The organism is Cellulosimicrobium sp. NPDC057862 (assembly GCF_042797035.1).
In the GTDB taxonomy this organism is placed as follows: Bacteria; Actinomycetota; Actinomycetes; order Actinomycetales; family Cellulomonadaceae; genus Cellulosimicrobium.
In genome coordinates, this window is record NZ_JBHVMH010000002.1 from 159327 (window position 1) to 182400 (window position 23074).

Consider the following 23074-nt stretch of genomic DNA (forward strand, 5'->3'; position numbering starts at 1 on the left):
CACTTCCGGCCATGGCTGAGCGCGAGCCCGACCCGCCGTCGGGATGGTACGAGAGCTGGTTGCGGGACGTAGCCGGTGGGGCGTCCGTCCGCACGGGGCCGCTCTTCCTCGGCTGGGTCGGGCTCGTCTCCGTCGTCGCGGCCGTCGTGTACGACGCGGGAGGTCGGAGCGAGCCGGCGTACATGGCTCCCATCGGAGTCGTCTCCCTCCTCTACTGGGCCCTCGCGGCGCCTGCCTACGTGGCCAAGCGTTACCGCGGCCGATGAGCGATCACGGGTCGCGTCGGGCAGCGGCTCGCTGGTCGGCACGTCGCCATCGTGGCCCTGAATCACGCTCACGCGAGCGGTTCGTGCAGGTCATGTTGCTTTTTGCTATGGCATTCTGGGGCCGAGTGAACTCCGTCTGACCTGCATCGACACGCTTCCGACGTCTCTTGACGATGCCATAGCGTTTGGCTAGTCTCCGAGAGTCCGGTTCACCGTCGCAACGACGCGCACGAACCCGCTGACCCCGACCCAGCACCGGAACCGCACGACCCCGCAGCACCGCTCCCCCGGAACACCCCGCAGCCCCGGGCCGCCGGAGCCTTCGCGTCGCCCGCCCGCACGGCGTCCTCCCGACGTCCCGAAGGGTGCCCGAGTTGTCCTCCACCACTCCCCGTTCCCCGTTCCGCCCCACCCCGCCATCCGACCGCTCGAACGGCGCCCAGGCCGAGCACGCCGCCGACGTGGCGCCACCGTCGCGGCGCAGCATGCTGCGCGTTGCCGGCATCGCGTCGCTCGCCGCGGGCGCCGTCGCGCTCGGCAGCGGCAGCGCCCACGCAGCGCCCCTCACCGGCGCACCGCTCGCGGCGCAGAAGGATGACAAGCCCGACGCCGAGGTCCTCGTCGCCGCCACCGTCGCCCAGCTCACCGGCTGGAAGGCCAAGAAGCTCGACGACGGCACCGTCGCCCAGCTCCTCGGCCACGCCACCCCCGGCGACGGCGCCGCCCGCCTCGTGCGCTACGACGCCAAGTCCACCGCGACCCCGAACGGCGGCACCGTCCTCGCCCCGAGCGACGCCAAGACCACGGGCCGCTGGCACACCCTGCACACCGGCACCGCCGACTTCCGCTGGTTCGGCCTCTTCGGCCCCGACACCCCCGCCGACGACGCCCTCGACGCCCTCGTCGACGACCCCAGCGTCAGCCGCATCGAAGCCCACTCCGACCTCAACTTCACCCGCCGCCACACGTTCACGCGCTCGCACCTCGAGCTCGACTTCGGCGGGCACACGGTCACGACGGAGGGCATCGAGCGCAACGCGCACGACAACCCGTTCGGCGCGGTCCTGTTCTTCCAGGGACGCGTGACCGACGAGACGCAGACTCGCGCTCTCGCCACGACGCTCCCCGACCTCACCGACGTCTTCGAGGTCGCGGACGCGGGCGCGTTCGCCGTCGGGCAGTGGTGGGCGCTGCGCTCGGACGAGCGCCCCGGGGGCGGGGGCGACGAGCGCGAGCTCCAGCGCCTCGTCCAGATCACGCAGGTGCTCGACGCGACGCACGTGCGTGTCGACTACAAGAACGGCTGGGAGCTACCCGCCGGGCGCGTGCTCACCTGGACGCGCGTCGAGCCCGTCGAGCAGGTGCACGTGCGCGCGATGACGTTCCACGGGGCCGGACCGTTCGACGGGCCTGCGAACGGCGAGCTGCCCGACGACCGGGAGATGACCGGCTCGCACCCCGTCGCGTTCGAGTACGCGGTGCGGTGCGACGTGTCGGACGTCCACGGGCACCGCACGTGGTGGCCCGTCATCATGCGGCGCTGGAACACCCACTTCGTCACCGAGCGGTGCTCGGTCGCCAACCCGCCGACCGTCTTCTACGGCGGCGCCGGCTACCTCACGCAGCAGATCTACTGCCTCTACGGTCGGGTGTCCGACTGCACGAGCCACAACGCGCGGCACCTCAACGACCTCACGGCGTCGGCGTACTGCCTCGTCGAGAACTGCCACGGCGACGGCGACGACCAGGGCGGCAACCCGTTCACGACCCACGGGCAGTACGAGCACGACCTCGTGTTCGTCGGCAACAGCGGACTCATGGACATCGCCAACTCGGGCGGCCAGTGGGGCACCGCGGCCAAGCGCATCACGGTCAAGCACCACACGTGCTCGTGGTTCGTCGCGGGCACCAAGATCACCGACCTCACGCTCGAGGACGTCCACGTCGTCGCCCGCTCGACCTTCGACCCGCAGGCGACGCTCACGATCAACGCCGACGGCGCGCAGGTGCGCGGCTGCACGGCGGGCTTCTTCGCCGTCGGGCAGCGGTCGTCGCTGTCGCGGCGCCCGACGGTCGTCGAGGACTGCGCGTTCGCGCTGTCGCCGGGCTCGGTGCTGCACCAGACGCCGGTGACGAACCCCGTGCACTTCGTCCGCACCCGGATCACGGGCGTGGACGGCACGATCCTGCGCGGCGCCGGCCCCGTGACCTTCACCGACTGCGAGCTCGTCGGCGGCACCGACGACGCGCCGGCCGCCCCGATCGACCTCGGCTCCGCGGACGTCACCGTCACGGGCGGGTCGTGGCGGGGCGTGGGCGTGCGGCTCAGCGGCGCGCGCGACCAGCGCCTCGTGCTCGACGGCGTCCGGGCCGCGGGCACGACGACGGCCGGCGCGCTCGTCTCACGTGGCACCGGCGCGGGCGCCGTCGACGTCGCGCTCCGCGGCGCGGACCTCAGTGCGCCTGCCAGCACCGCGCACGTCGCGCTCCGGGCGGGCGACCGCTACGCCGCGACCGGGTCGCGGTTCACAGGCGGTCGCCTCGACCTGCCCGACGGCGTGCGCGTCCTCCATGCCCGCAACGTCGAGACAGGCGTCGACCGCACCGGTCTGCCGACCTCGGGTGACGGCGTGCTCGTCGACGCGAACCTCACCACCTGACCCGTCCGGGCGACCCGCCCCGGCTCAGAACCTCTTCCCCGACACCCCCGACACCCGCGCCGTCGCGCACGGGCCGACGAAAGGACACCTCATGACCCTCGACACCACGACCGAGCCGACGGCGGCCGCCCCGGGCGAGGCCGCCCAGCCGCCGTCGCGGCGCAACCTGCTGCGCGTCGCCGGGATCGCGTCCCTCGCCGCGGGCGCCGTCGCGCTCGGCAGCGGCACCGCCGGCGCCACGACCCTCCACGGCGCCCCGCTCGCCACGGGTAAGAACGACAAGCCCGACGCCGAGGTCCTCGTCGCCGCCACCGTCGCCGAGCTCACCGGCTGGAAGGCCAAGAAGCTCGACGACGGCACCGTCGCCCAGCTCCTCGGCCACGCCACCCCCGGCGACGGCGCCGCCCGCCTCGTGCGCTACGACGCGAAGTCCACCGCCGCCCCCAACGACGGCACGGTCCTCGCCCCCGCCGACGCCAAGACCACGGGCCGCTGGCACACCCTGCACACCGGCACCGCCGACTTCCGCTGGTTCGGCCTCTTCGGCCCGGAGAACGCCGCGGACGACGCCCTCGACGCCCTCGTCGACGACCCCAGCGTCAGCCGCATCGAGGCCCACTCCGACCTCAACTTCACCCGCCGCCACACGTTCACGCGCTCGAACCTCGAGCTCGACTTCGGCAACCACCTCATGACGACCGAGGGCATCGAGGACGCCGGGCAGGACGACCCGTTCGCTGCCGTCCTGTTCTTCCGCGGCACGGTCACGGACGACGTCCGGACGAACACCCTCACGGCGACGATGCCGGAGCTGCGCGACGACTACGAGGTCGCCGACTCGTCCCAGTTCGAGGTGGGCCAGTGGTACGCGGTCGAGGTCAACGCGCTCGCCGGCCGGTGGGAGCGCGAGCTCCAGCGCCTCGTGCAGATCACGCAGGTCGTCGACGCGACGCACGTGCGCGTCAACTACAAGGCGGGCTGGTCGCTCGCGAAGGGCCGGACGCTCACGTGGACGCGCGTCGAGCCCGTCGAGCAGGTGCACGTGCGCAACCTCGCGTTCCGCGGCCGGCCCGACGGCGACCAGTACACCGGCTCGCACCCGATCGCCTACGAGTACGCGGTGCGGTGCGACGTGGAGAACGTGCACGGCGTCGCGACGTTCTGGCCGCTCGTCATGCGCCGGTGGAGCACGTTCTTCCGCACGGCGGGCTGCTCGCTGACCAACCCGGCGTCGGTCACGTGGGGCGGCGCGGGCTACCTGACGCAGCAGATCTACTGCAACTACGGGCACGTCGTGGACTGCCACACGACCAACGCGCGGCACCTCAACGACTGGACCGCGTCGTCGTACGGGCTGGTGGAGAACTGCCACGGCGACGGCGACGACCAGGGCCCGTTCGTCACGCACGGCCAGTACGAGCACGACCTCACGTACGTGGGGAACTCGGGCCTCATGACGTTCGCCAACTCGGGGGCGGCCTGGGGCGGGGCCGCCAAGCGCATCACGGTGACGCGGCACGTGTGCTCGTGGTTCGTCGCGCGCGTCAAGGTCACCGACCTCACGCTCGAGGACGTGCAGGTCATCCGCAAGGACGGCCTCGCGGGCTCCGGGATGATGTGGGTCAACGCCGACGGCGTGCAGCTCCGCGGCTGCCAGGCGGACGACACGCTGATCATCTCGCAGGCGTCGGCGCTGTCGAAGCGGCCGAACGTCATCGAGGGCTCGCGGTTCGCCGTGCTGCCCGACACCGCGATCACCCAGGCCACCGTCACGAACCCCGTGCACCTCGTGCGCACGACCCTGAACGGGCTGAAGAACGCGTCGTTCGCCGGGAAGGGGCAGGTCGTGCTGGACGCGTGCACGCTCGAGGCCGCGGAGGGCGAGGGCACCGTCACGGCGAGCGGCGACCTCACGGTGCGCGGCGGCGTCGTGCGCAACGTCGCGGTCGTCGCGGCGGGCGCCGCGGAGCAGACGATCCGTCTCGACGGCGGGGCCCGGCTCGAGGGAAAGCCCGCGGGCGGCAGCTTCCTGCGCCGGGCGAAGGCGGACAAGCCGGTCACGTGGGCGCTCGACGGCGTCCGGAGCACCGCGCCGTCGGGTGACACTGGACACGTGAACCTAGACGCCGGTATCAACAAGTGGACCGCCACGGGCTCGACCTTCGCGGGCGGGACCCTCGCGCTCGCACCGTCCGCGCTGGGCGGCGACTCGTACGCCCTGCACAGCGGCAACGTCGAGCAGGGCGTGACGCGCACGGCCTTCCCCGAGGACGGCGACCGCGTCGTCACGACGGGCAACCTCGTCGTCTGACACCGGCCCGACCACGCCCCCGCCGAGCCCGGGATCGCTCCCCAGGACGAGCACGCCCTGGGGAGCGATCCCGGGTTCGGCAGTCGGTGGGAGCCGCGGCGCGAAGGTCACAACTCCGCATCGCGTCGCCGGCGAGTTAACACGAGCGCCGATCTGGCGTAACATCGGCATGGCAGGCTTGCTATAGCAAATAGCAAACGAGGCCTGCCAGGGCCGGGAGACCCCCGCCCCGCAGGACCATCGCAACGGAGCAAGGACCGCACACGTGACCCCGAACCCCCAGCCTGTCACCGTCGCCCTCGTCGGCGCCGGGAACCGTGGTCAGACGTACGCGCGCTGGATCGCCGAGCACCCCGACCGTGCCCGTCTCGTCGCCGTCGCCGACCCTCGACCCCACCAGCGCGGGCTCGTCGTCGACCAGGCCGTCGCGGCGCAGGCCGGCTTCTCCGCAGCCCGCGCCCTCACCTCGGGCACCGAGTCCGGAGCCACGCACGACGTCGCGCTCCCGCAGGTCGCGGAGCTCGACGGCTGGCAGGACCTCGTCGCCGCGGGCGACGCCGACCGGGCCGTGGGCGGCACCGGGCGGATCGCGGACATGGTCATCGTCGCGACGCAGGACCGTGAGCACCGCGACCCCGTCGTCGCGCTCGCGCCGCAGGGGTACGCGATCCTCGTCGAGAAGCCGCTCGCGCCGAGCCCCGAGGAGTGCCGGGACGTCGTGGACGCGGTCGAGGCGTCGGGCGTGCTGTTCGGCGTGTGCCACGTGATGCGGTACATGCCGTACACGGACCTCGTGAAGTCGGTCGTCGACTCGGGCGTCCTGGGCGAGATCGTCAACGTCCAGCACCTCGAGCCCGTCGGCTGGTGGCACGACGCGCACTCGTACGTGCGCGGCCCGTGGCGCTCGGAGAAGACGTCGAGCCCGATGCTCCTCGCGAAGTCGAGCCACGACCTCGACTGGATCCGCTACGTCACCGGCAAGCGGATCGCGACGGTCGCGAGCTTCGGCTCGCTGAAGCACTTCCGGTCCGAGGAGCGCCCCGCGGGCGCGGCGGACCGCTGCCTGGACTGCCCGCTCGAGCCGACGTGCCCCTACTCGGCGCCGCGCCTGTACCTCACGACGCTACGCGAGCAGGGCCCGATCTGGCCCGTCTCCGTCATCACCGACGCGACGGACGAGGCGGGCGTCGTCGAGGCCCTGCGCACCACCGACTACGGCCGCTGCGTCTACGACTCCGACAACGACGTCGTCGACCACCAGGTCGTCGCGATGGAGCTCGAGGGCGGCGGCGCGGCGACGTTCACCATGACGGCGTTCTCCGAGCAGGACCACCGCAAGACCCAGATCTTCGGCACCCACGGGTGCCTCGACGGCGACGGCGAGAAGGTCCGCGTCACCGACTTCCGCGACGGCAGCGTCACCGTGCACGACGGCGGCCACCACGGCGCCACGAACGCCGCCGACGACCACGGCGGCGGTGACTCGGGCGTCATGGACGCGTTCGTGCGCGCCGTCGCCACGGGCGACCCGAGCCACGTCCGGTCGGGCGCCGTCGAGTCCCTCCAGAGCCACCTCGCCGTGTTCGCGGCCGAGGAGTCGCGCCACCGGCGCACCGTCGTCGACGTCCCGGCCCGCTGACGCGTCCGGCGCGACGACCGCACCACCCCGCACCTCCACAGCACCACACCGCACAGCACCACCCCACCCCCCACCCGCCCACCCCGGCGGGACCTCACCAAGGAGACACGTCGATGACCCTGCGCACGACGAAGCGCCTCTGGACCGCCGCTCTCGCGGTCGGCACGCTCGGCGCGCTGAGCGCCTGCGCCGGCGGTGCCGGCGCCGGCAGCTCCACCCCGACCCCCGAGGACGGCGCCGCGTCCGGCTCCGTCACCATGTGGACCTACCCCGTCATCGCCGACGAGGCCGCCCACAAGGCCTTCTGGGACGAGCAGATCGCCGCCTTCCAGGAGGAGAACCCCGACGTCGACGTCAAGGTCGAGATCTACCCGTGGGCCGGCCGTGACGAGACCCTCGCGACGGCCATCGCGGGCAACAAGGGCCCCGACGTCGTCTACCTCATCCCGGACCAGATCCCGAAGTACGGCAAGTCGCTGGCCGCGGTCGACAACTACGTGACCGACCAGGTGGGCGACCTGCGCGAGAACGCGTCGAGGGCCGTCACGGTCGACGGCGCGATGCTCGGCTCGCCGCTGATCATGAACAGCAAGCCGCTCGTGTGCAACGCCGCGGCGTTCGAGGCCGTGGGCGAGGCCGGCAACTACCCGGAGACGTGGGACGACCTCATGGCGCTCGCGCCGACGTTCCAGGCCGCGGGCTACGACGTCACCAACTACTGGGGCTCGGTCGACGCGACGCTCAACGAGTCCTTCTACCCGCTGCTGTGGCAGGCGGGCGGGTCCGTCTTCTCCGAGGACGGCTCGTCGGTCGCGTTCGACTCGCCCGAGGGCATCGAGGCCCTCCAGTTCGCGGTGGACCTCGCCGAGGGCGGGTACATCGAGAAGGACCTGCTGACGACGATCCCCGCCTTCGAGCAGACCAACACCGCCAAGGGCAAGATCGCGTGCACCTGGCAGCAGGGCCCGGCCGACGTCGCGGGCTTCTGGGGCGAGGAGAACGTCGTCGTGCTCCCGCCGCTCAAGCAGGCCGAGGCGGTCGCGTTCGGCACGGTCGGCTCGCTGTCCGTGCTCAAGACGGGCGAGAACGTGGACGCCGCGGGCAAGTGGGCCGCGTTCGCGACCTCGCCCGCGGTGAGCACCGAGTACGCCAAGGCGGCGGGCTGGTTCTCGCCGTACGAGAGCGAGTCGGGCCTCTACGCGGACGACCCGGTGCTCTCGGCGCTCGAGGACACGCTCCAGTACACGACCGCGGGCGAGGTCAACGAGAAGTCCCGTGAGGTCATGGGCGTGCTCGCCCCGGAGATCCAGGCCGCGCTCATCGGCGAGAAGACGCCGGAGCAGGCCCTGAAGGACGCGGCCGCGGCGGCAGACCCGCTGCTCGGCTGACCGACGTCGCGGCGCGGGCGGCCTCCCCCCTGGCCGCCCGCGCCGCGGCACCCCTCGCGGTACGAGAGGAGAACCCATGACCGCGACCGCCCCCACCTCGGACGGGCTCACCGCCGACGGGGCCGACCGGCGCCCGGCGCCGAAGCCCCCGCGCGGCGGCACCCGCCGCGTCCTGGAGCGCCGTGAGGCGAGGATCGGCCTGCTGTTCGCCCTCCCCGCGTTCCTGCTGTTCCTGCTGTTCCGGTTCGGCCCCGCCATCGCGGGCGTCGCGCTGAGCTTCTTCGACTACACCATCGGCGTCGGCGCCGAGTGGACGGGCGTCGAGAACTTCCGGCGCATGGTCGACGACCCGATCTTCTGGTCGGCGCTGCGCGTCACGGTCGTGCTGAGCGTGCTCATCGTCCCGGTGTCGCTCGCGATCTCGACGTTCATGGCGCTCATGGTGCGCCGCTCGTTCCGCGGCTCCGGCTTCTACCGGTCGGTGTTCTTCCTGCCCGTCGTCACAAGCCTCGTGCTCGCCGCGACCGTGTTCACGTGGGTGTTCTCCACGAACGGCCCGTGGTCCAAGCTCATGGGCGCGCTCGGGTTCTCGACCGACTCCTGGCTGGGCGACACGCTGCTCGTGCTCCCCGCCCTCGCGATGGTCGCGATCTGGTCGCGCTTCGGCTACGGGATGCTCATCCTCCTCGCCCGCATGCAGGACCTGCCGCGCGAGCTCGAGGAGGCCGCCGCGATCGACGGCGCCGGACCGTGGAAGCGGTTCTGGTTCATCATCGCGCCGCAGCTCAAGCCCACGCTCTTCTTCCTCGCCGTCATCGAGACGACGGCCTCGTTCCAGATCTTCGACCTCGTCTACGTGATGACGGCGGGCGGCCCCGCCCGGGCGAGCTACAACCTCGTCTTCTACATCTACGACCAGGGCTTCAAGTACTTCGACCTCGGCTACGCGAGCGCGCTCGGCGTCGCGCTGTTCGTCGTCACGCTCGTCGTCGCCCTCATCCAGCGCTACGCCATCGGGAGGGACAAGTGACCGCCGCCGACCCCACCACCACCGAGCGCGTGCTCGAGGGGGCCGCGCTGCCGGTGCGCCCCACCGCGACGCGCCGCCGGCGCGGCCGCAAGGGCGCGAGCGACCTGTCGCTGCGCGGCAAGGTGCTGCGCTACGTCGTGCTCTCGCTCGCCGCCGTCGTGACGATCTTCCCGTTCTACGCGATGGTCGTGCTGTCGCTGAAGCCGGCCGCGGCGATCGACTTCCCCGCGTCGCTCCTGCCGACGAACCTCACGACCGAGGCCTACGGCCGCGTGCTCGGCGCGGGCAACATCGGCACCTGGCTCGTCAACACGCTCGTGTACTCGGTCGTGTCCGTCGTCGCGGTGCTGCTGCTCGCGTCGATGGCCGGCTACGCGTTCGCCAAGAAGAAGTTCCCCGGGCGCGAGGCGATGTTCTGGTCGTTCCTCGCGATGGTCATGGTCCCGTACCACGTGACGCTCATCCCGACGTTCATCCTCATCGCGCAGGCGGGCGGGCTCGACACGTACTGGGGCCTGATCCTGCCGACGCTCGCGAACGCGCAGGCCGTGTTCCTCATGCGGCAGTTCATCCTCGACCTGCCCGACGAGCTGTTCGAGGCCGCGAAGCTCGACGGCGCCTCGGAGTGGCGCATCTTCCTGCGCATCGTGCTGCCGCTGTGCAAGCCGATCCTCGCGACGCTCGGCACGTTCGTCTTCCTGTGGCACTGGAACGACTTCCTGTGGCCGCTCATCATCGGCCAGGGCACCGACCACTGGACGCTGACCGTCGGCATCGCCTCGCTCCAGCAGCAGGACGTGCCGCTCAACATGGTGCTCGCGGGAGCCACCATCTCGTTCGTTCCGATCTTCGCCTCGTACCTCGTGGCCCAGCGCTTCTTCGTCGAGGGCGTCACCTCGTCCGGCATCAAGGGATGACTCACCACATGACCACGCAGACCAGCACCACCGCCCCGGCCGCCCTGAAGGCCCCGACGTCCGTCGCGGAGCTCGAGGAGCTGCTCACGACGCCGTCGCCCGCCCTCGTGGAGGACCTGGCCGCCCGCTCGGGCGACCTCGTCATCCTCGGCGCGGGCGGCAAGATGGGCCCGAGCCTCACCGTCCTCGCGCGCCGCGCCCTCGACGCGGCAGGGCGCACGGGTGACGCCGTGCACGCCGTCTCGCGGTGGTCCGACGCCGCGCAGGCCGACCGCCTGCGCGACGCCGGGGTGAACGTCGTCGCGGCCGACCTGCTCGCGCCCGACGCCGACCTCGCCGCCCTGCCCGACGGCGCCGACGTCGTCTACATGGTGGGCGCCAAGTTCGGCACGTCGTCCGCGCCGTCGCTCGCGTGGGCCGCGAACGCCGCGCTCGTGCACGACGTCGCGCGCCGCTACGCCGACTCGACCATCGCGGCGTTCTCCACCGGCAACGTCTACCCGCTCGTGCCCGTCGAGTCCGGCGGCTGCTCCGAGGAGCACCCCGTCGGGCCGGTCGGCGAGTACGCGATGAGCTGCCTCGGGCGCGAGCGCGTGCTCCAGCACGCCGCGCTCTCGCGCGGGACGAAGGTCGTGACGATCCGCCTCAACTACGCGGTCGACCTGCGGTACGGCGTCCTGTTCGACGTCGCGTCGCCCATCCTCGCGGGCGAGCCGGTGGACCTCACGACCGGGCACGTCAACGTCGTGTGGCAGGGGTACGCGAACGAGGTCGCGCTGCGCTCACTGGGCCTCGCCTCGTCTCCCGCGACGGCGATCAACCTCACGGGCCCGGAGACGGCGTCCGTCGAGCGGCTCGCGACGTTGCTCGGGCGCGGCCTCGACCGCGAGGTGTCGTTCAGGGGCGAGCCCGCCCCGACGGCCCTGCTCAACGACGCGACGCGCTGCCACGAGCTGTTCGGCTACCCGCAGGTGCCGCTGCGCACGCTCGTGGACTGGCAGGCGAAATGGCTCGCGGCCGGGCTGCCGACGAGCGGCAAGCCGACGAAGTTCGCCGTGCGCGACGGGGCGTTCTGATGACGGCCATCCCCGCCGCGGCACCGGTGGCGAGCCCGCGCCTCACCGACGACGTCGCCGCGCTCCTGCGCACGGGGACCGTCATCCCGGCCCAGCCCCTCGCGCTCGACGCCGACCGCCGTCTCGACGAGCGGCGCCAGCGCGCCCTCACGCGGTACTACCACGCGGCAGGCGCGGGCGGCGTGGCCGTCGGTGTCCACACGACGCAGTTCGAGATCCGCGAGCACGGGCTCCTGCGGCCCGTGCTCGAGCTCGCGGCCGAGGTGTCGCGCGCGACGATCGCGGGCGACGCGCCCGCGGGCTCGCTGCACGCCGGGCCCCGCCCGCTCGTCCAGGTCGCGGGCGCCGCCGGCGACGTGCGCCAGGCCGTCGCGGAGGCCGAGCTCGCGGCGGAGCTCGGGTACGACGCCGTCCTGCTGGCCCCGCGCGTGCCCGGCCTCACCGGCTCGCGCGAGGAGGTCGAGCGCGTGCTGCTCGACCGCGCCCGCGCAGTGGGCGAGGTGCTTCCCGTCATCGGGTTCTACCTCCAGGAGGCGATCGGCGGCCCGCGCCTGTCCGTCGGCTTCTGGCGCGAGTACGCGTCGATCGAGGCGGTCGTCGCGATCAAGGCCGCTCCGTTCCACCGCTACCGGACGATCGACGTGCTGCGCGGCGTCGCCGCGTCGGGTCGTGGCGACGAGATCGCGCTGTACACCGGCAACGACGACGCGATCGTCGCGGACCTCACGCAGCGCCTCGACGTCCCGGTGACCGACGCCGAGGGGCGGGCCGCGACCTTCACGGCCCGGTTCGTGGGGGGTCTGCTCGGGCAGTGGGCGGTGTGGACCCGGGGCGCGGTCGAGACGCTGGCCCTCGCGCACGCGGCGCACGGCATCGGCCCCGACGGCGGTGCCACCGTGCCCGACGCCGCCGCCCTCGCGACCCTCACCGCGCGCGCGGCCGGGCTCACCGACGCGAACGCGGCCGTCTTCGACGCGGCGCACGACTTCGCGGGCGTCATCGCGGGCGTGCACGAGGTGCTGCGCCGACAGGGCCTGCTCGACGGCACCTGGTGCCTCGACCCGGACGAGACCCTCTCCCCCGGGCAGGCCGACGAGCTCACGCGCGTGACGTCGTCGTACCCGTGGCTCGCGGCCGCGGACGACGCGCTCGTCGCGGAGCACCTCGAGGACTGGCTGCGGTGACCGGCGCGCCCGGCACGGAGACCGTCGCGGGGCCCGGCCCGGGGACCGGGACGGCCCGCGCGGTCGTCGCCGTCGCGCCGTGGCTGCGCGCCGAGCTGTTCGCCCCGGACGTGTGGGAGCGCCTGGCCGGCGCGGGCCCGTTCGACGTCGTCGACGAGCCGCGGGCGCTGGGCGCCGCGCTCGACCGGCTGAGCCCCGCGGCGCGCGAGAGCGTCGACGCGCTCGTCATCTCCTGGGGGACGCCGCCGCTGGACACCGACCTCCTGGACCGGCTCCCCGGCCTGCGGCTCGTCGCGCACACGGGCGCCTCCGTCAAGCCGTTCGTCACGCCCGCGCTGTGGGAGCGCGGGGTCCGCGTGACGCAGGCGGGCCAGGCGATGGCACGCCCGGTGGCCGAGGTCTCGGTGACGTTCGCGCTCGCGCTGCTGCACCAGGTGCCCGCGTTCCACAACGCCCTGCACGACGGCGTCCCGTGGGCCGACGCCGAGGCCGCGCCGCCGCGGTACGAGATCGCGGGCACGCGCGTCGGCGTCGTCGGGGCGTCGCGCACCGGGCGCGCGGCGATCGCGATGCTGCGCGCGCTCGGCGCGGAGGTCGTGGTCGCCGACCCGACCCTCACCCCCGCCGACGCGACCGCGCTCGGCGCGACGCTCGTCGGGCTCGACGAGCTGCTCGCGACGAGCCGCGTCACGATGCTGCACGCGCCCGTCCTGCCCGAGACCCACCACCTGCTGGGCGCGCGCGAGCTCGCGCTCCTGCCCGACCACGCGGGGCTCGTCAACACCGCGCGGTCGTGGCTCACGGACGAGGTGGCGCTCGTCCGCGAGCTCGCGTCCGGCCGGATCAGCGCGGCGCTCGACGTCTACGACGCCGAGCCGCTCCCCGAGGACCACCCGCTGCGGCGCCTGCCGAACGTGCTCCTCACGCCGCACCACGCCGCCGCGACCGTGCAGGGCAGGCTCGCCCAGGGCGCGACCGTCGTCGACGAGCTCGCCCGGTTCCGCGCGGGCGAGCCGCTGGTCCACGAGGTCCGCGAGGCCGACCTCGACCGCATGGGCTGACGTCCGCTCACACGGTCGCGTCCGGACCGGTGGCCCGGGCCGCCGCCGGGGCGGGTCGCCGTCGGGGCAGCGTCGCGACCGCGACCCCCGCGAGGCACAACGCGCCGCCCGCGAGCGTGACGGCGGCCGGGACCTCGGCGAGCACGAGCCAGGAGAGCACCACGACGATCGGCGGCACGAGGTACGTCGTCGCGGCGGCCCGGCCCGCGCTGAGGCGCGAGAGCGCGTAGCCCCACGTCGTGAAGGCGACGGCGGTCGGGCCGAGCCCGAGGAGCACCACGGCCCCTGTGGACGACGCGGGCGCCGACCCCGCGTCGGCGGCGAGCGCCGGGGCGAACGGCAGGAGCGCGACGGTGCCCGCGAGGCACCCGACCCACGTCATCGTCAGGGCGTCGACGCGTGCGAGCAGCCGCTTCTGCGACGTCGCCGCGCCCGCGTAGAGGACCGCGGCCGCGAGCCCGAGCGCGACCCCGACGACGTCACGCTCCCCCGACGAGGTCGCCGTGGCGATGACGGCCACGCCCGCGAACGCCGCGGCCATGCCCACGAGGAGGCGGCGCGGGAAGCCCTCCCCGAGCAGCAGGCCCGCGAGGACCGCGACGAGGACGGGCGCCACGTTGACGAGCAGCGCCGTCGTCCCCGCGTCGAGGTGCTGCTCCGCGGCGTTGAGCGCGAGGTTGTAGAGGCTGAACCACCCCACGCCCCACGCGAGGACGGCGACGAGGACGCGGCCGCGCGGCAGGACGGGGCGCCTACCGTTCCGCAGCCATCGGACGGCGACGATCGCCGTGAGGCCGACGCTGCCGGCGAGCTGGCGGCCGAGCGCGAGCGACCCGGGCTCGTAGTCGTGGCCCGCGGCCCGGACGCCGATGAACGCCGACGCCCACAGCAGGACGGTCACGGCCACGGCGAGGACGACGGGCGTCGCGGCTCGACGCGCCGACTCGCGAGCGGGGGGCAGGCCCGACCGGGCGGAGGTCGCCGCAGGGGCGGCGGGCCGGGGAGCGTCGACGGGCGTGGTCGTCGGGGTCTCGGGTGCGGTCACGCGTCGATCGTCGCCCCCACCCACTGTTCAGCACCAGCGAGATCTCCTACCTCTCGATTCAGTCTCGCTGTATCGTGGACGGATGCTGGACGTCCATCGCCTGCGCGTCTTCCGCTCCGTCGTCGCGAGCGGGTCGGTCCAGGCCGCCGCGGCCGCGCTCGGGTACACGCCGTCGGCCGTGAGCCAGCACGTCGCCGCGCTCCAGCGCGAGACCGGTCTGACGCTCCTCGAACGGGCCGGCCGCGGCGTGCGGCCCACCGCGTCGGGGCTCGCGCTCGCCGCCCAGGCCGACGGCGTGCTGGCGCGGCTCGGCGAGGCCGAGGCCGTCGTCGCGGACCTGCGCGCGGGCCGGACCGGGACGCTCTCGCTCGCCTACTTCGCGTCGGTGGGTGCCGCGTGGCTGCCGCACGTCGTGCGCCGGCTCACGACCGACTTCCCGGGCGTCCGCCTCGACCTGTCGCTGCGCGAGACCATCCCCGACGACCCCGACGAGCGCGCGGACGTGCAGCTCGTCGTCGCCCCGCGCGGGTTCGACCCGGGCGGCGGCTTCCGGTCGCACCACCTGCTCGACGACCCGTACGTCGTCGTCGTGCGCGACGACCACCACCTGGCGCACCGCGGCGAGGTCGAGCTCGCCGAGCTGCGCGACGAGCGCTGGGTCGACAACGACTTCGCGCGCGGCTGGTGCCGCCGCAACCTCGTCGAGGCGTGCACGGCCGCCGGGTTCAGCCCGCCGTTCCACGTCGAGGCGCACGACTACCCGACGGCGATCGCGTTCGTCGGTGCGGGGGTCGGCCTCACCGTGCTGCCGGCCCTCGGCGCCGCGCACCTGCCGCCCGGTCTCGTCGCCGTCCCGGTCGTCCGCCCCGCACCGGTGCGCTCGATCCACGCCGTGCTGCGTGACGCAGTGGTCGGCACGCCCCCGGCCGGGGCCGTGCTCGACACGCTGCACGACGTCGCGGGCGCGCGTGTCGATCTGGTGGGATCCCGTTCGACCTGAGGATGAGAGGGTCGGGAGGTCCGGCCCGCAGACACCAGGAGACGACGATGAAGTACATGCTCATCATGCGTGGCAGCGACGAGAGCCAGGCGGCGTTCGAGGACGTCTCGTTCGACGAGATGCTCGAGACCATCGGGCGGTTCAACGACGAGCTGATCCGGGCGGGCGTCCTGCTCGCGGCCGAGGGCCTGGACGACGCCGGGCAGGGCGTGGTCGTCGACCTCTCGTCCGACGTCCCCGTCGTCACCGACGGCCCGTACGGGGAGACCAAGGAGCTGTTCGGCGGCTACTACGTCCTCGACGTCGCGTCGAAGGAGGAGGCGGTCGAGTGGGCCAAGCGCCTCCCGTACACCGGCCCCGGGGCCAAGGTCGAGGTCCGCCGCGTCACGACGATCGACGAGTTCCCCCAGGACAACGAGTGGATCCGCAAGGAGCGGGAGTGGCGCGAGGCGACCGGCCAGCTGTGAGCGCGTCCGACGCGAGCGCCGGCCCGAGCCAGCAGACCGACCCGGGCCGGCGCGCCGTCGAGGCCGTGTGGCGCATCGAGTCCGCACGGATCGTCGGCGCGCTCGCGCGGTACACCGGCGACTTCTCGCTCGCCGAGGACCTCGCCCAGGAGGCGCTCGCCGAGGCGCTCGTCGCCTGGCCGCGCGACGGCGTGCCGCGCCACCCCTCGGGGTGGCTCCTCACGGTCGGCAGGCGCCGCGCGATCGACGCGTTCCGCCGCCGTGCCGCCCTCGACGAGCGCTACGCGGCCCTCGCCCACGGCCTGGGCGAGGGCGCCGTCGTGACCGGCGGGCCGCCGTCGGGCAGCGTGGACGCGACGGGCGCGGGCCTCCTGTGGGACCCCGACCAGGTCGACGACGACGTGCTCGCCCTCATGTTCGTCGCGTGCCACCCGGTGCTCTCGCCCGAGGCGCGCGTCGCGCTCACCCTGCGCGTGGTCGGCGGCCTCTCGAGCGACGAGGTCGCGCGCGCGTTCCTCGTGCCCACGGCGACGGTCCAGGCCCGCATCACGCGCGCCAAGAAGACGCTCGCCGCCGCCGGCGTGCCGTTCGGCGTGCCCCCGGCCGACGAGCGCCGGGAGCGCCTGGGCTCCGTCCTCCACGTGCTGTACGTGATCTTCACGGAAGGGTCCACGGCCACGACCGGCGAGGACTGGCTGCGCCCCGACCTCGCGCACGAGGCGCTCCGGCTCGCGCGCGTCCTCGCAGGTCTGGTCCCCGACGAGCACGAGGCCCACTCGCTCGTCGCGCTCCTCGAGCTCACCGCCGCGCGGTTCCCCGCCCGGACCGCGCCCGACGGCGACCCCGTGCTGCTCGCCGACCAGGACCGACGACGCTGGGACCGGTCCGCGATCCGGCGCGGACGTGCGGCGCTCGCCCGCGCCGACGCGGTCGGTCCGCCCGGCCACGGCCGCGGCGCGTACGGCCTCCAGGCGGCGATCGCCGAGTGCCACGCGGTGGCCGCGTCGGTCGAGGAGACGGACTGGGACCGCGTCGTCCTCCTCTACGAGGCGCTCGGACGTCTCGCGCCGTCCCCCGTCGTGGAGCTCAACCGGGCCGTGGCCGTCGCGATGGCGCACGGCCCGCAGGAGGCGCTGCGGATCGTCGACGAGCTCGTCGCGACCGACCGCCTGCCCGGGTTCCACCTCCTGCCGAGCGTGCGCGCCGAGCTGCTCGGCCGCCTCGGCCGCCTCGAGGAGGCCCGCGCGGAGTACGAGCTCGCGGTGCGGCTGTGCCCGAACGTGCGCGAGCAGGACCTGCTGCGCCGCAAGGCGGACGCGCTCGGCGCGTGAGGCGCTACGACCCGTCGGACGCGGTGTACGTCCTGCCGGGCCAGTACGGCCACTCCTCGAAGCGCTCGACGCGCCCGTCCGGGGCGAACCGGAGCACCCAGAGGTCGCGGTAGTCCTGCGCCTCCGGCGCGAGGTAGCGGACCTCGAGACGCACGACGGCGTCGGGGCCCTCGACCGCGACGGGCTCCGCGGTCACGGTGAAGGTCGCGCCCTCGTCCGCGGTCCAGAACCCACGGATCGCGTCGTGGCCTTGCAGGGGCTCGTCGTCGTAGGGCGAGCGCAGGTACGTCGCGTCCGGGGTGAACAGCCGCTCGACGGCGGTCGTGTCGCTCGCGCGCCACCCCTCCACGTACGCCGCGACCCAGGTCGTGACGGCCTGGCGCTGGACGGTCTCGGGCACGGGTCCCCCCTCGGTCGGTCGTCGTCGACCCGTCCGACGCTACCCCTCCCCCGGCGCTGCGAGAATCGGGGGGTGAGCGAGACCCCCGACCCCGGCACCGACTGGCGACCGCACGTCGCCGACCCGGCCGCCCGACCGCCGTCGACCCTGCCCCACGTGGTGTTCTTCGAGCCGCGCATCCCCGGCAACACGGGCAACGCGATCCGCCTCGCCGCGGTGACCGGGGCGCGCCTGCACCTCGTCGAGCCGCTCGGGTTCGACCTGGACGAGCCCAAGCTGCGCCGCGCGGGCCTCGACTACCACGACCTCGCGGCCGTCGAGGTGCACGCGGACCTGGACGCCGCGCTCGCGACCCTTCCGGGCCGCGTGTTCGCGTTCACGACGCGCGCGACGACGTCGTTCACCGACGTGACCTACCGGCCCGACGACGTCCTGCTGTTCGGCCCCGAGCCGACGGGCCTGCCCGACGACGTGCTCGCCCACCGGCGGATCACGGACCAGCTCAAGATCCCCATGCTGCCCGGGCGCCGGTCGCTCAACCTCACCAACGCGGCGTCGATCGCCGTCTACGAGGCGTGGCGGCAGACGGGCTTCGCCGGGGGCGCGTGAGGGGGACCGCGTACCGGGTACGGGTCACGAGCCGGGTTTTCCCGGATGCCGGGGTGCGGCGCGACGGGGTGGACTGGGGCCGGGCCGGGCAGGCCCACCACCCCGAGCGAAGGAGCTCCATGCGAACCACACGCCAGCGCGCCCTGGTCGTCTCCGCCCTCGTCGCCGCGGCCGTCGCCGTGGCACCGTCCGCGGCCGCCGCGCCGTACGACGGCGGACCCTGCACGTTCGACGTGACCCGGACCGGGAACGTCTTCACCGTCAGCGCGGGCACGTGCGACTGGGTGCTGCTCGAGGTCTACGGCTCCGCCTACGGGATGAACCTCAACCGGTCGGTCTCGACGACGTCGGTCGCGTCGGTGGAGATCGCCGGGCCGGTCTGGGGCGTCACCGGCGCCGCCGCGGTGGGCCGCAAGGCCGGCGTGACGGGCCCCGTCGTCCGCGTCCTCTGACCACCCCTCCCCCCGCCCCCGCTGAGTGCATGAAAGAGTCGCGCCCGAAGGTCTCGGACGCGACTATTCCATGCACTCAGCGGGGGCGGGGTGGGTCCGCGTCAGACCAGGTCGCGGACCGCCGCGTACTGCTCGCGGATCGCCGGGACCGGGTCGGCCTCGACCACCGTGGCCGACGTCGCGGCCCAGGTGGGCGCGGAGACGTCCGCCCCGGAGCCGCCCGCCGCGTGCGCGGCGAGGACCCAGGCCGCCTGGCGCGCCGCGCCGTCGGCCACGTACTCGCCGGGCTCGGGGACCGTGACGGGCAGGCCGAGGACCTGCGGCGCGATGCGCCGGACCGCCTCGGACTGCGCGCCGCCCCCGATGAGCTGCACGCGCTCGACCCGCACGCCGAGCGCACGCAGCGCGTCGAGCCCGTCCGCGAGGCCGCACAGCATGCCCTCGACGTACGCGCGCGCGAGGTGCTCCGGCGTCGACGTGCCGAGCCGGATCCCGTGCAGCGTGCCGGACGCGTCGGGGCGGTTGGGCATGCGCTCGCCCTCCAGGTACGGCACGAGCACGAGCCCGTCCGCGCCGGCAGGCGCCTGGAGCGCGAGGCGCGAGAGCCCCGCGTGGTCGACGCCGAGCACGGCGCGCGCCGCGTCGAGCACCCGGCTCGCGTTGAGCGTCACCGCGAGCAGCAGGTACCTGCCCGTCGCGTCGGAGAACCCGTTGACGAGGCCCGACCCGTCGGCGGTCCGGTCGTCGGTCACCGCGGACACGACGCCCGACGTCCCGATCGAGACCGCGACGTCGCCCGCGACCATGCCGAGACCGAGCGCGGCACCGGCGTTGTCGCCCGCGCCGGGGCCGAGCAGCGTGCCGCCCTCGACCGCCGCACCGGCGACCGAGGCGTGCGCGACGCCCGCCACGGCCGAGGCTGCGACGACGCGCGGCAGCACGACGTCCGTCCGGCCGAACGCGAGCTCGAGCAGGTCGAGACGGTACGCGCCCCGGCCGTCGGGCCCGTCGCCGCGCGTCGCGTCGTAGTAGCCGGTGCCGGACGCGTCGGACGCGTCGGTGACGAGCGCGTCGAGGTCAGGGCCGAGCGGCGCGGACTCGTCGCCCGCCGGGCCGTACCCCGCGATGCGCCACGTGAGCCAGTCGTGCGGCAGCGCGACGGCCGCGACGCGCGCTGCGTTGTCCGGCTCCGCGTCGCGCAGCCAGCGCAGCTTGGTCACCGTGAGCGAGGCGACCGGCACGGACCCGATCGCGTCCGCCCACGCCTGGGCACCCGCCTCGGTCGCGGACTCGACGCGGTCGTGGGCGTCGGGGACGCCCTCGGCGAGGCGGGCCTCGCCGAGCTCACGGATCAGGTCGCGCGCGGCCGGGGCCGAGCGCGTGTCGTTCCACAGGAGCGCGTCGCGCACGACGTTCCCCTCGGCGTCGAGCGCGACGAGGCCGTGCTGCTGGCCGCCGACGGCGAGCGCCGCGACGTCGTCCAGACCGCCCGCCGCGGACGCGGCCTCGCGGAACGCGTCCCACCACGCGTCGGGGTGGACCTCCGTGCCGTCAGGGTGCTTGGCCGATCCCGTGCGCACGAGCGCGCCCGTCGCGGCGTCGCGCAGGACGACCTTGCAGGACTGCGTGGACGTGTCGACGCCGGCGACGAGCGTGCGCTCGCCGCCGGCGTCGGACGTCCTGGCGTCGGTCGACACCTCAGCCGATCAGGTGCTCGAGCGCGAGCTGGTTGAGGCGCACGAAGCCAAAGTCGCGGTTCGCCGCGGCGTCGACGTCGAAGTCCTCGTACGCGCTGCGGTCCGCGAGCAGGTCGGCCACGGACTCGCCCTCGCCCAGCGTCGACTGACCGAGCTCGAACACGCCGGAGTGCGCGAACGCCTCCTGGACGCGGGAGTCGGCGCGGTACGCCGCGGCCTTGCGCGCGAGCAGGCGGTAGGTCTCCATGTTGGCGCGCGCGGAGTCCCACACGCCGACCTCGTTCTCGGTGCGCGACGGCTTGTAGTCGAAGTGGCGCGGGCCCGTGTACGTGGGGCCGCCGTTCGGGAAGCCGTTCTCGAGCAGGTCGACCGTGAAGAACGCCGAGAGCAGGTCGCCGTGGCCGAACACGAGGTCCTGGTCGAACTTGATCGAGCGCTGGCCGTTGAGGTCGATGTGGAAGAGCTTGCCCGCCCACAGCGCCTGCGCGAGACCGTGCGTGTAGTTGAGGCCCGCCATCTGCTCGTGGCCCGTCTCCGGGTTGAGGCCCACGATGTCGCCGTTGTCGAGCTTCGCGATGAGGCCGAGCGCGTGGCCGATGGTCGGCAGGAAGATGTCGCCACGGGGCTCGTTCGGCTTGGGCTCGAGCGCGATCTTGAGGTCGTAGCCCTTCTCCTTGATGTACGCCGCGGTGAGGTCGAGGCCTTCGGCGTAGCGCTCGTGCGCGGAGTGCAGGTCCTTGGCGCCGTCGTACTCGGTGCCCTCGCGGCCACCCCACATGACGAACGTCTTGGCGCCCAGCTCGGCCGTCAGGTCGACGTTGCGCAGCACCTTGCGCAGCGCGTAGCGGCGCACGCCGCGGTCGTTCGACGTGAGGCCGCCGTCCTTGAAGACGGGGTGGCTGAACAGGTTGGTCGTCACCATCTCGATGACCAGGCCCGTGTCCTGCGCCGCCTGGCGCACGGAGTCGAGGCGCTTGGTGCGCTCGGCGTCGTCGGCACCGAACGGCACGACGTCGTCGTCGTGGAACGTGAAGCCCCACGCGCCGAGGTCGGCCAGACGGCGCACGGACTCGGCCGGGTCGAGCGCGGGACGGCTCGCGCTGCCGAACTGGTCCTGCGCGGTCCAGCCCACGGTCCACAGACCGAAGGAGAAGTTGATGTCTGCGTCGTGTCGGGTGGTCTCGTCGGCCACGGTGGGTCTCCTCGTCGAGAGGGCCGTGGCGCGGTCCTCGCGCCGACGGCCTATTTTTGTCTTACGGATGAACTTATCCGCCCGGGTCGGTAAGGTCAAGACCGTGAACCGCAGCGTCGCGACCCGCACGGGTCCCCCAGCAGCCCGGCAGGCCACGCTGCGCGAGCACAACCTCGCCCTCGTCGCCCGCGCGGTCTTCGAGTCCGCCCAGCCCTGCTCGCGCGCCGACATCGCCGCCGCGAGCGGCCTCACGCGCGCGACCGTCTCAACCCTGGTGGACCGGCTCGTCGCCGCGGCCATCGTCGCCGAGCTCCCCCCGGCGACCCCACAGCGCGCCGGTCGGCCCGCGGTCCCCCTCGCACCCGCGCCGCGCTCGCTCGTCGGGCTCGGCCTCGAGGTCAACGTCGACTACCTCGGCGGCCGCGTGCTCGACCTCACCGGCGCCGTCGTCGCCGAGCACGTCGACCCGGACGACCTCCACGACAGCGACCCCGCCGAGGTGCTCGCCCGGCTCGGGCGCATCGCGCGGGACCTCCTCGCGTCCGTGCGCGCCGACGGCATGACCGTCGCCGGCGCGCGCCTCGCCCTGCCCGGCCTCGTCGACACGCGTGCCGGGCGGCTCGAGGTCGCGCCCAACCTCGGCTGGTCCCACCTCGACCCCGCAACCCTCCTCGGCCTCGACCCGGACGTCCCCGTCGAGATCGGCAACGAGGCCAAGCTCGCCGCGCTCGCCCAGGCGAGCCGCGGCGTCGTGCCCGACGACGCGACGGGCCCAGGGCCCGACACCGCGCCCTCGACCTACCTCTACGTGTCGGGCGACGTCGGCATCGGGTCCGCGATCGTCGTCGACCGGCGGCTCTTCCACGGCCGCCACGGCTGGACCGGCGAGGTCGGGCACGTCGTCGTGGACCCGCGCGGCCCGCGCTGCCGCTGCGGCGCGACCGGCTGCCTCGAGCAGTACGCGGGCAAGGACGCGCTCCTGCGCGGGGCGGGGCTGCCGGTCGACGCCCCCACCGAGACGCTCGTCGCCGCGCTCGACGCCGCGGACCCCGCCGCGCTCGCCGTCGTCGAGCGGGCCGGGACCGCGCTCGGCAGCGCCCTCGCCGACTACGTGAACCTCGTCGACATCGACACGGTGCTGCTCGGCGGCATCTACCCGGCGCTCCTGCCGTACCTGCGCGGCGCGGCCGAGGCCGAGCTGCGCGCGCGCGTCCTCGCCGCCCCGTGGACGGACGTCGCGCTGCTCCCCGCCCCCGTCGGCGACCACGCGGCCCTCACCGGCGGCGCGCGCGAGGTCCTGCGCGGCGTCGTCGAGGACCCGAGCGCCTGGGTCGCCGAGGACTGACGCC

The 23074-nt window shown here is 74.1% G+C and carries 20 protein-coding genes; 16 read left to right on the plus strand and 4 right to left on the minus strand.

Annotated features, from left to right (window positions below; genetic code table 11):
- The first annotated feature begins 11 nt into the window (after positions 1 to 11).
- The 10 genes from ACFVN3_RS03420 (at position 12) to ACFVN3_RS03465 (ending at position 13532) form a co-directional block, all read left to right on the plus strand.
- A complete protein-coding gene (locus ACFVN3_RS03420; RefSeq protein WP_378230586.1) occupies positions 12 to 266 on the plus strand; it encodes a hypothetical protein in 255 nt (84 codons plus the stop codon).
- A gap of 485 nt (positions 267 to 751) precedes the next feature.
- Positions 752 to 2926, plus strand: a complete 2175-nt coding sequence (locus ACFVN3_RS03425) for a peptidase C14 (RefSeq protein ID WP_378230589.1) — start codon at positions 752 to 754, stop codon at positions 2924 to 2926.
- Between the two features lie 91 nt (positions 2927 to 3017).
- Positions 3018 to 5237, plus strand: coding sequence for a peptidase C14 (locus tag ACFVN3_RS03430; protein ID WP_378230592.1), 2220 nt, complete (start codon positions 3018 to 3020; stop codon positions 5235 to 5237).
- Positions 5238 to 5502: 265 nt separating this feature from the next.
- Positions 5503 to 6876: a Gfo/Idh/MocA family protein gene (locus ACFVN3_RS03435; protein ID WP_378230594.1), complete on the plus strand. Its 1374-nt coding sequence runs from the start codon at positions 5503 to 5505 to the stop codon at positions 6874 to 6876.
- A 113-nt stretch (positions 6877 to 6989) separates the two neighbouring features.
- A complete protein-coding gene (locus ACFVN3_RS03440) occupies positions 6990 to 8264 on the plus strand; it encodes an ABC transporter substrate-binding protein (protein ID WP_378230597.1) in 1275 nt (424 codons plus the stop codon).
- A 76-nt stretch (positions 8265 to 8340) separates the two neighbouring features.
- Positions 8341 to 9294: a carbohydrate ABC transporter permease gene (locus ACFVN3_RS03445; protein ID WP_378230599.1), complete on the plus strand. Its 954-nt coding sequence runs from the start codon at positions 8341 to 8343 to the stop codon at positions 9292 to 9294.
- Entirely contained in the window at positions 9291 to 10211 is a 921-nt protein-coding gene (locus ACFVN3_RS03450) for a carbohydrate ABC transporter permease (RefSeq protein WP_307868939.1), read from the plus strand. Before ACFVN3_RS03445 ends, ACFVN3_RS03450 begins: the two co-directional genes overlap by 4 nt.
- A gap of 8 nt (positions 10212 to 10219) precedes the next feature.
- Positions 10220 to 11287: an NAD-dependent epimerase/dehydratase family protein gene (locus ACFVN3_RS03455; RefSeq protein ID WP_378230601.1), complete on the plus strand. Its 1068-nt coding sequence runs from the start codon at positions 10220 to 10222 to the stop codon at positions 11285 to 11287.
- Positions 11287 to 12471, plus strand: a complete 1185-nt coding sequence (locus tag ACFVN3_RS03460) for a dihydrodipicolinate synthase family protein (protein WP_378230603.1) — start codon at positions 11287 to 11289, stop codon at positions 12469 to 12471. The genes ACFVN3_RS03455 and ACFVN3_RS03460 overlap by 1 nt, the downstream gene beginning before the upstream one ends.
- Positions 12468 to 13532, plus strand: coding sequence for a hydroxyacid dehydrogenase (locus ACFVN3_RS03465; RefSeq protein WP_378230605.1), 1065 nt, complete (start codon positions 12468 to 12470; stop codon positions 13530 to 13532). The genes ACFVN3_RS03460 and ACFVN3_RS03465 overlap by 4 nt, the downstream gene beginning before the upstream one ends.
- 7 nt (positions 13533 to 13539) lie before the next feature.
- On the opposite strand, the gene ACFVN3_RS03470 is transcribed toward ACFVN3_RS03465, so the two are convergent.
- Positions 13540 to 14577: a DMT family transporter gene (locus ACFVN3_RS03470; RefSeq protein WP_378230607.1), complete on the minus strand. Its 1038-nt coding sequence runs from the start codon at positions 14575 to 14577 to the stop codon at positions 13540 to 13542.
- An 82-nt stretch (positions 14578 to 14659) separates the two neighbouring features.
- Between ACFVN3_RS03470 and ACFVN3_RS03475 the strand changes: the two genes are divergently transcribed.
- From ACFVN3_RS03475 to ACFVN3_RS03485, 3 genes are read left to right on the plus strand one after another with little or no spacing between them, the layout of a single operon-like run.
- On the plus strand, positions 14660 to 15577 hold the full coding sequence (locus ACFVN3_RS03475) for a LysR family transcriptional regulator (protein WP_378230609.1): 918 nt from the start codon (positions 14660 to 14662) through the stop codon (positions 15575 to 15577).
- 47 nt (positions 15578 to 15624) lie between these two features.
- A complete protein-coding gene (locus tag ACFVN3_RS03480) occupies positions 15625 to 16044 on the plus strand; it encodes a YciI family protein (RefSeq protein WP_378230613.1) in 420 nt (139 codons plus the stop codon).
- A complete protein-coding gene (locus ACFVN3_RS03485) occupies positions 16041 to 17375 on the plus strand; it encodes an RNA polymerase sigma factor (RefSeq protein WP_378230615.1) in 1335 nt (444 codons plus the stop codon). The genes ACFVN3_RS03480 and ACFVN3_RS03485 overlap by 4 nt, the downstream gene beginning before the upstream one ends.
- A 4-nt stretch (positions 17376 to 17379) precedes the next feature.
- On the opposite strand, the gene ACFVN3_RS03490 is transcribed toward ACFVN3_RS03485, so the two are convergent.
- Positions 17380 to 17775 (minus strand): nuclear transport factor 2 family protein, encoded by a 396-nt coding sequence (locus ACFVN3_RS03490; protein WP_378230617.1) that lies wholly within the window; start codon positions 17773 to 17775, stop codon positions 17380 to 17382.
- A gap of 147 nt (positions 17776 to 17922) precedes the next feature.
- Between ACFVN3_RS03490 and ACFVN3_RS03495 the strand changes: the two genes are divergently transcribed.
- Together ACFVN3_RS03495 and ACFVN3_RS03500 are read left to right on the plus strand one after the other, a co-directional pair.
- Entirely contained in the window at positions 17923 to 18384 is a 462-nt protein-coding gene (locus ACFVN3_RS03495; RefSeq protein WP_378231368.1) for a tRNA (cytidine(34)-2'-O)-methyltransferase, read from the plus strand.
- Between the two features lie 119 nt (positions 18385 to 18503).
- Positions 18504 to 18836, plus strand: a complete 333-nt coding sequence (locus ACFVN3_RS03500) for a hypothetical protein (protein WP_378230619.1) — start codon at positions 18504 to 18506, stop codon at positions 18834 to 18836.
- A gap of 101 nt (positions 18837 to 18937) precedes the next feature.
- Here the strand turns inward: ACFVN3_RS03500 and ACFVN3_RS03505 are convergent, their stop codons facing one another.
- Complete coding sequence (locus ACFVN3_RS03505; protein ID WP_378230621.1) at positions 18938 to 20533, minus strand: xylulokinase; 1596 nt, start codon at positions 20531 to 20533, stop codon at positions 18938 to 18940.
- A gap of 1 nt (position 20534) precedes the next feature.
- Positions 20535 to 21725: a xylose isomerase gene (xylA, locus tag ACFVN3_RS03510; protein WP_375822393.1), complete on the minus strand. Its 1191-nt coding sequence runs from the start codon at positions 21723 to 21725 to the stop codon at positions 20535 to 20537.
- Between the two features lie 103 nt (positions 21726 to 21828).
- Between xylA and ACFVN3_RS03515 the strand changes: the two genes are divergently transcribed.
- Entirely contained in the window at positions 21829 to 23070 is a 1242-nt protein-coding gene (locus ACFVN3_RS03515; protein WP_378230624.1) for an ROK family protein, read from the plus strand.
- The last annotated feature ends 4 nt before the right edge of the window (positions 23071 to 23074 follow it).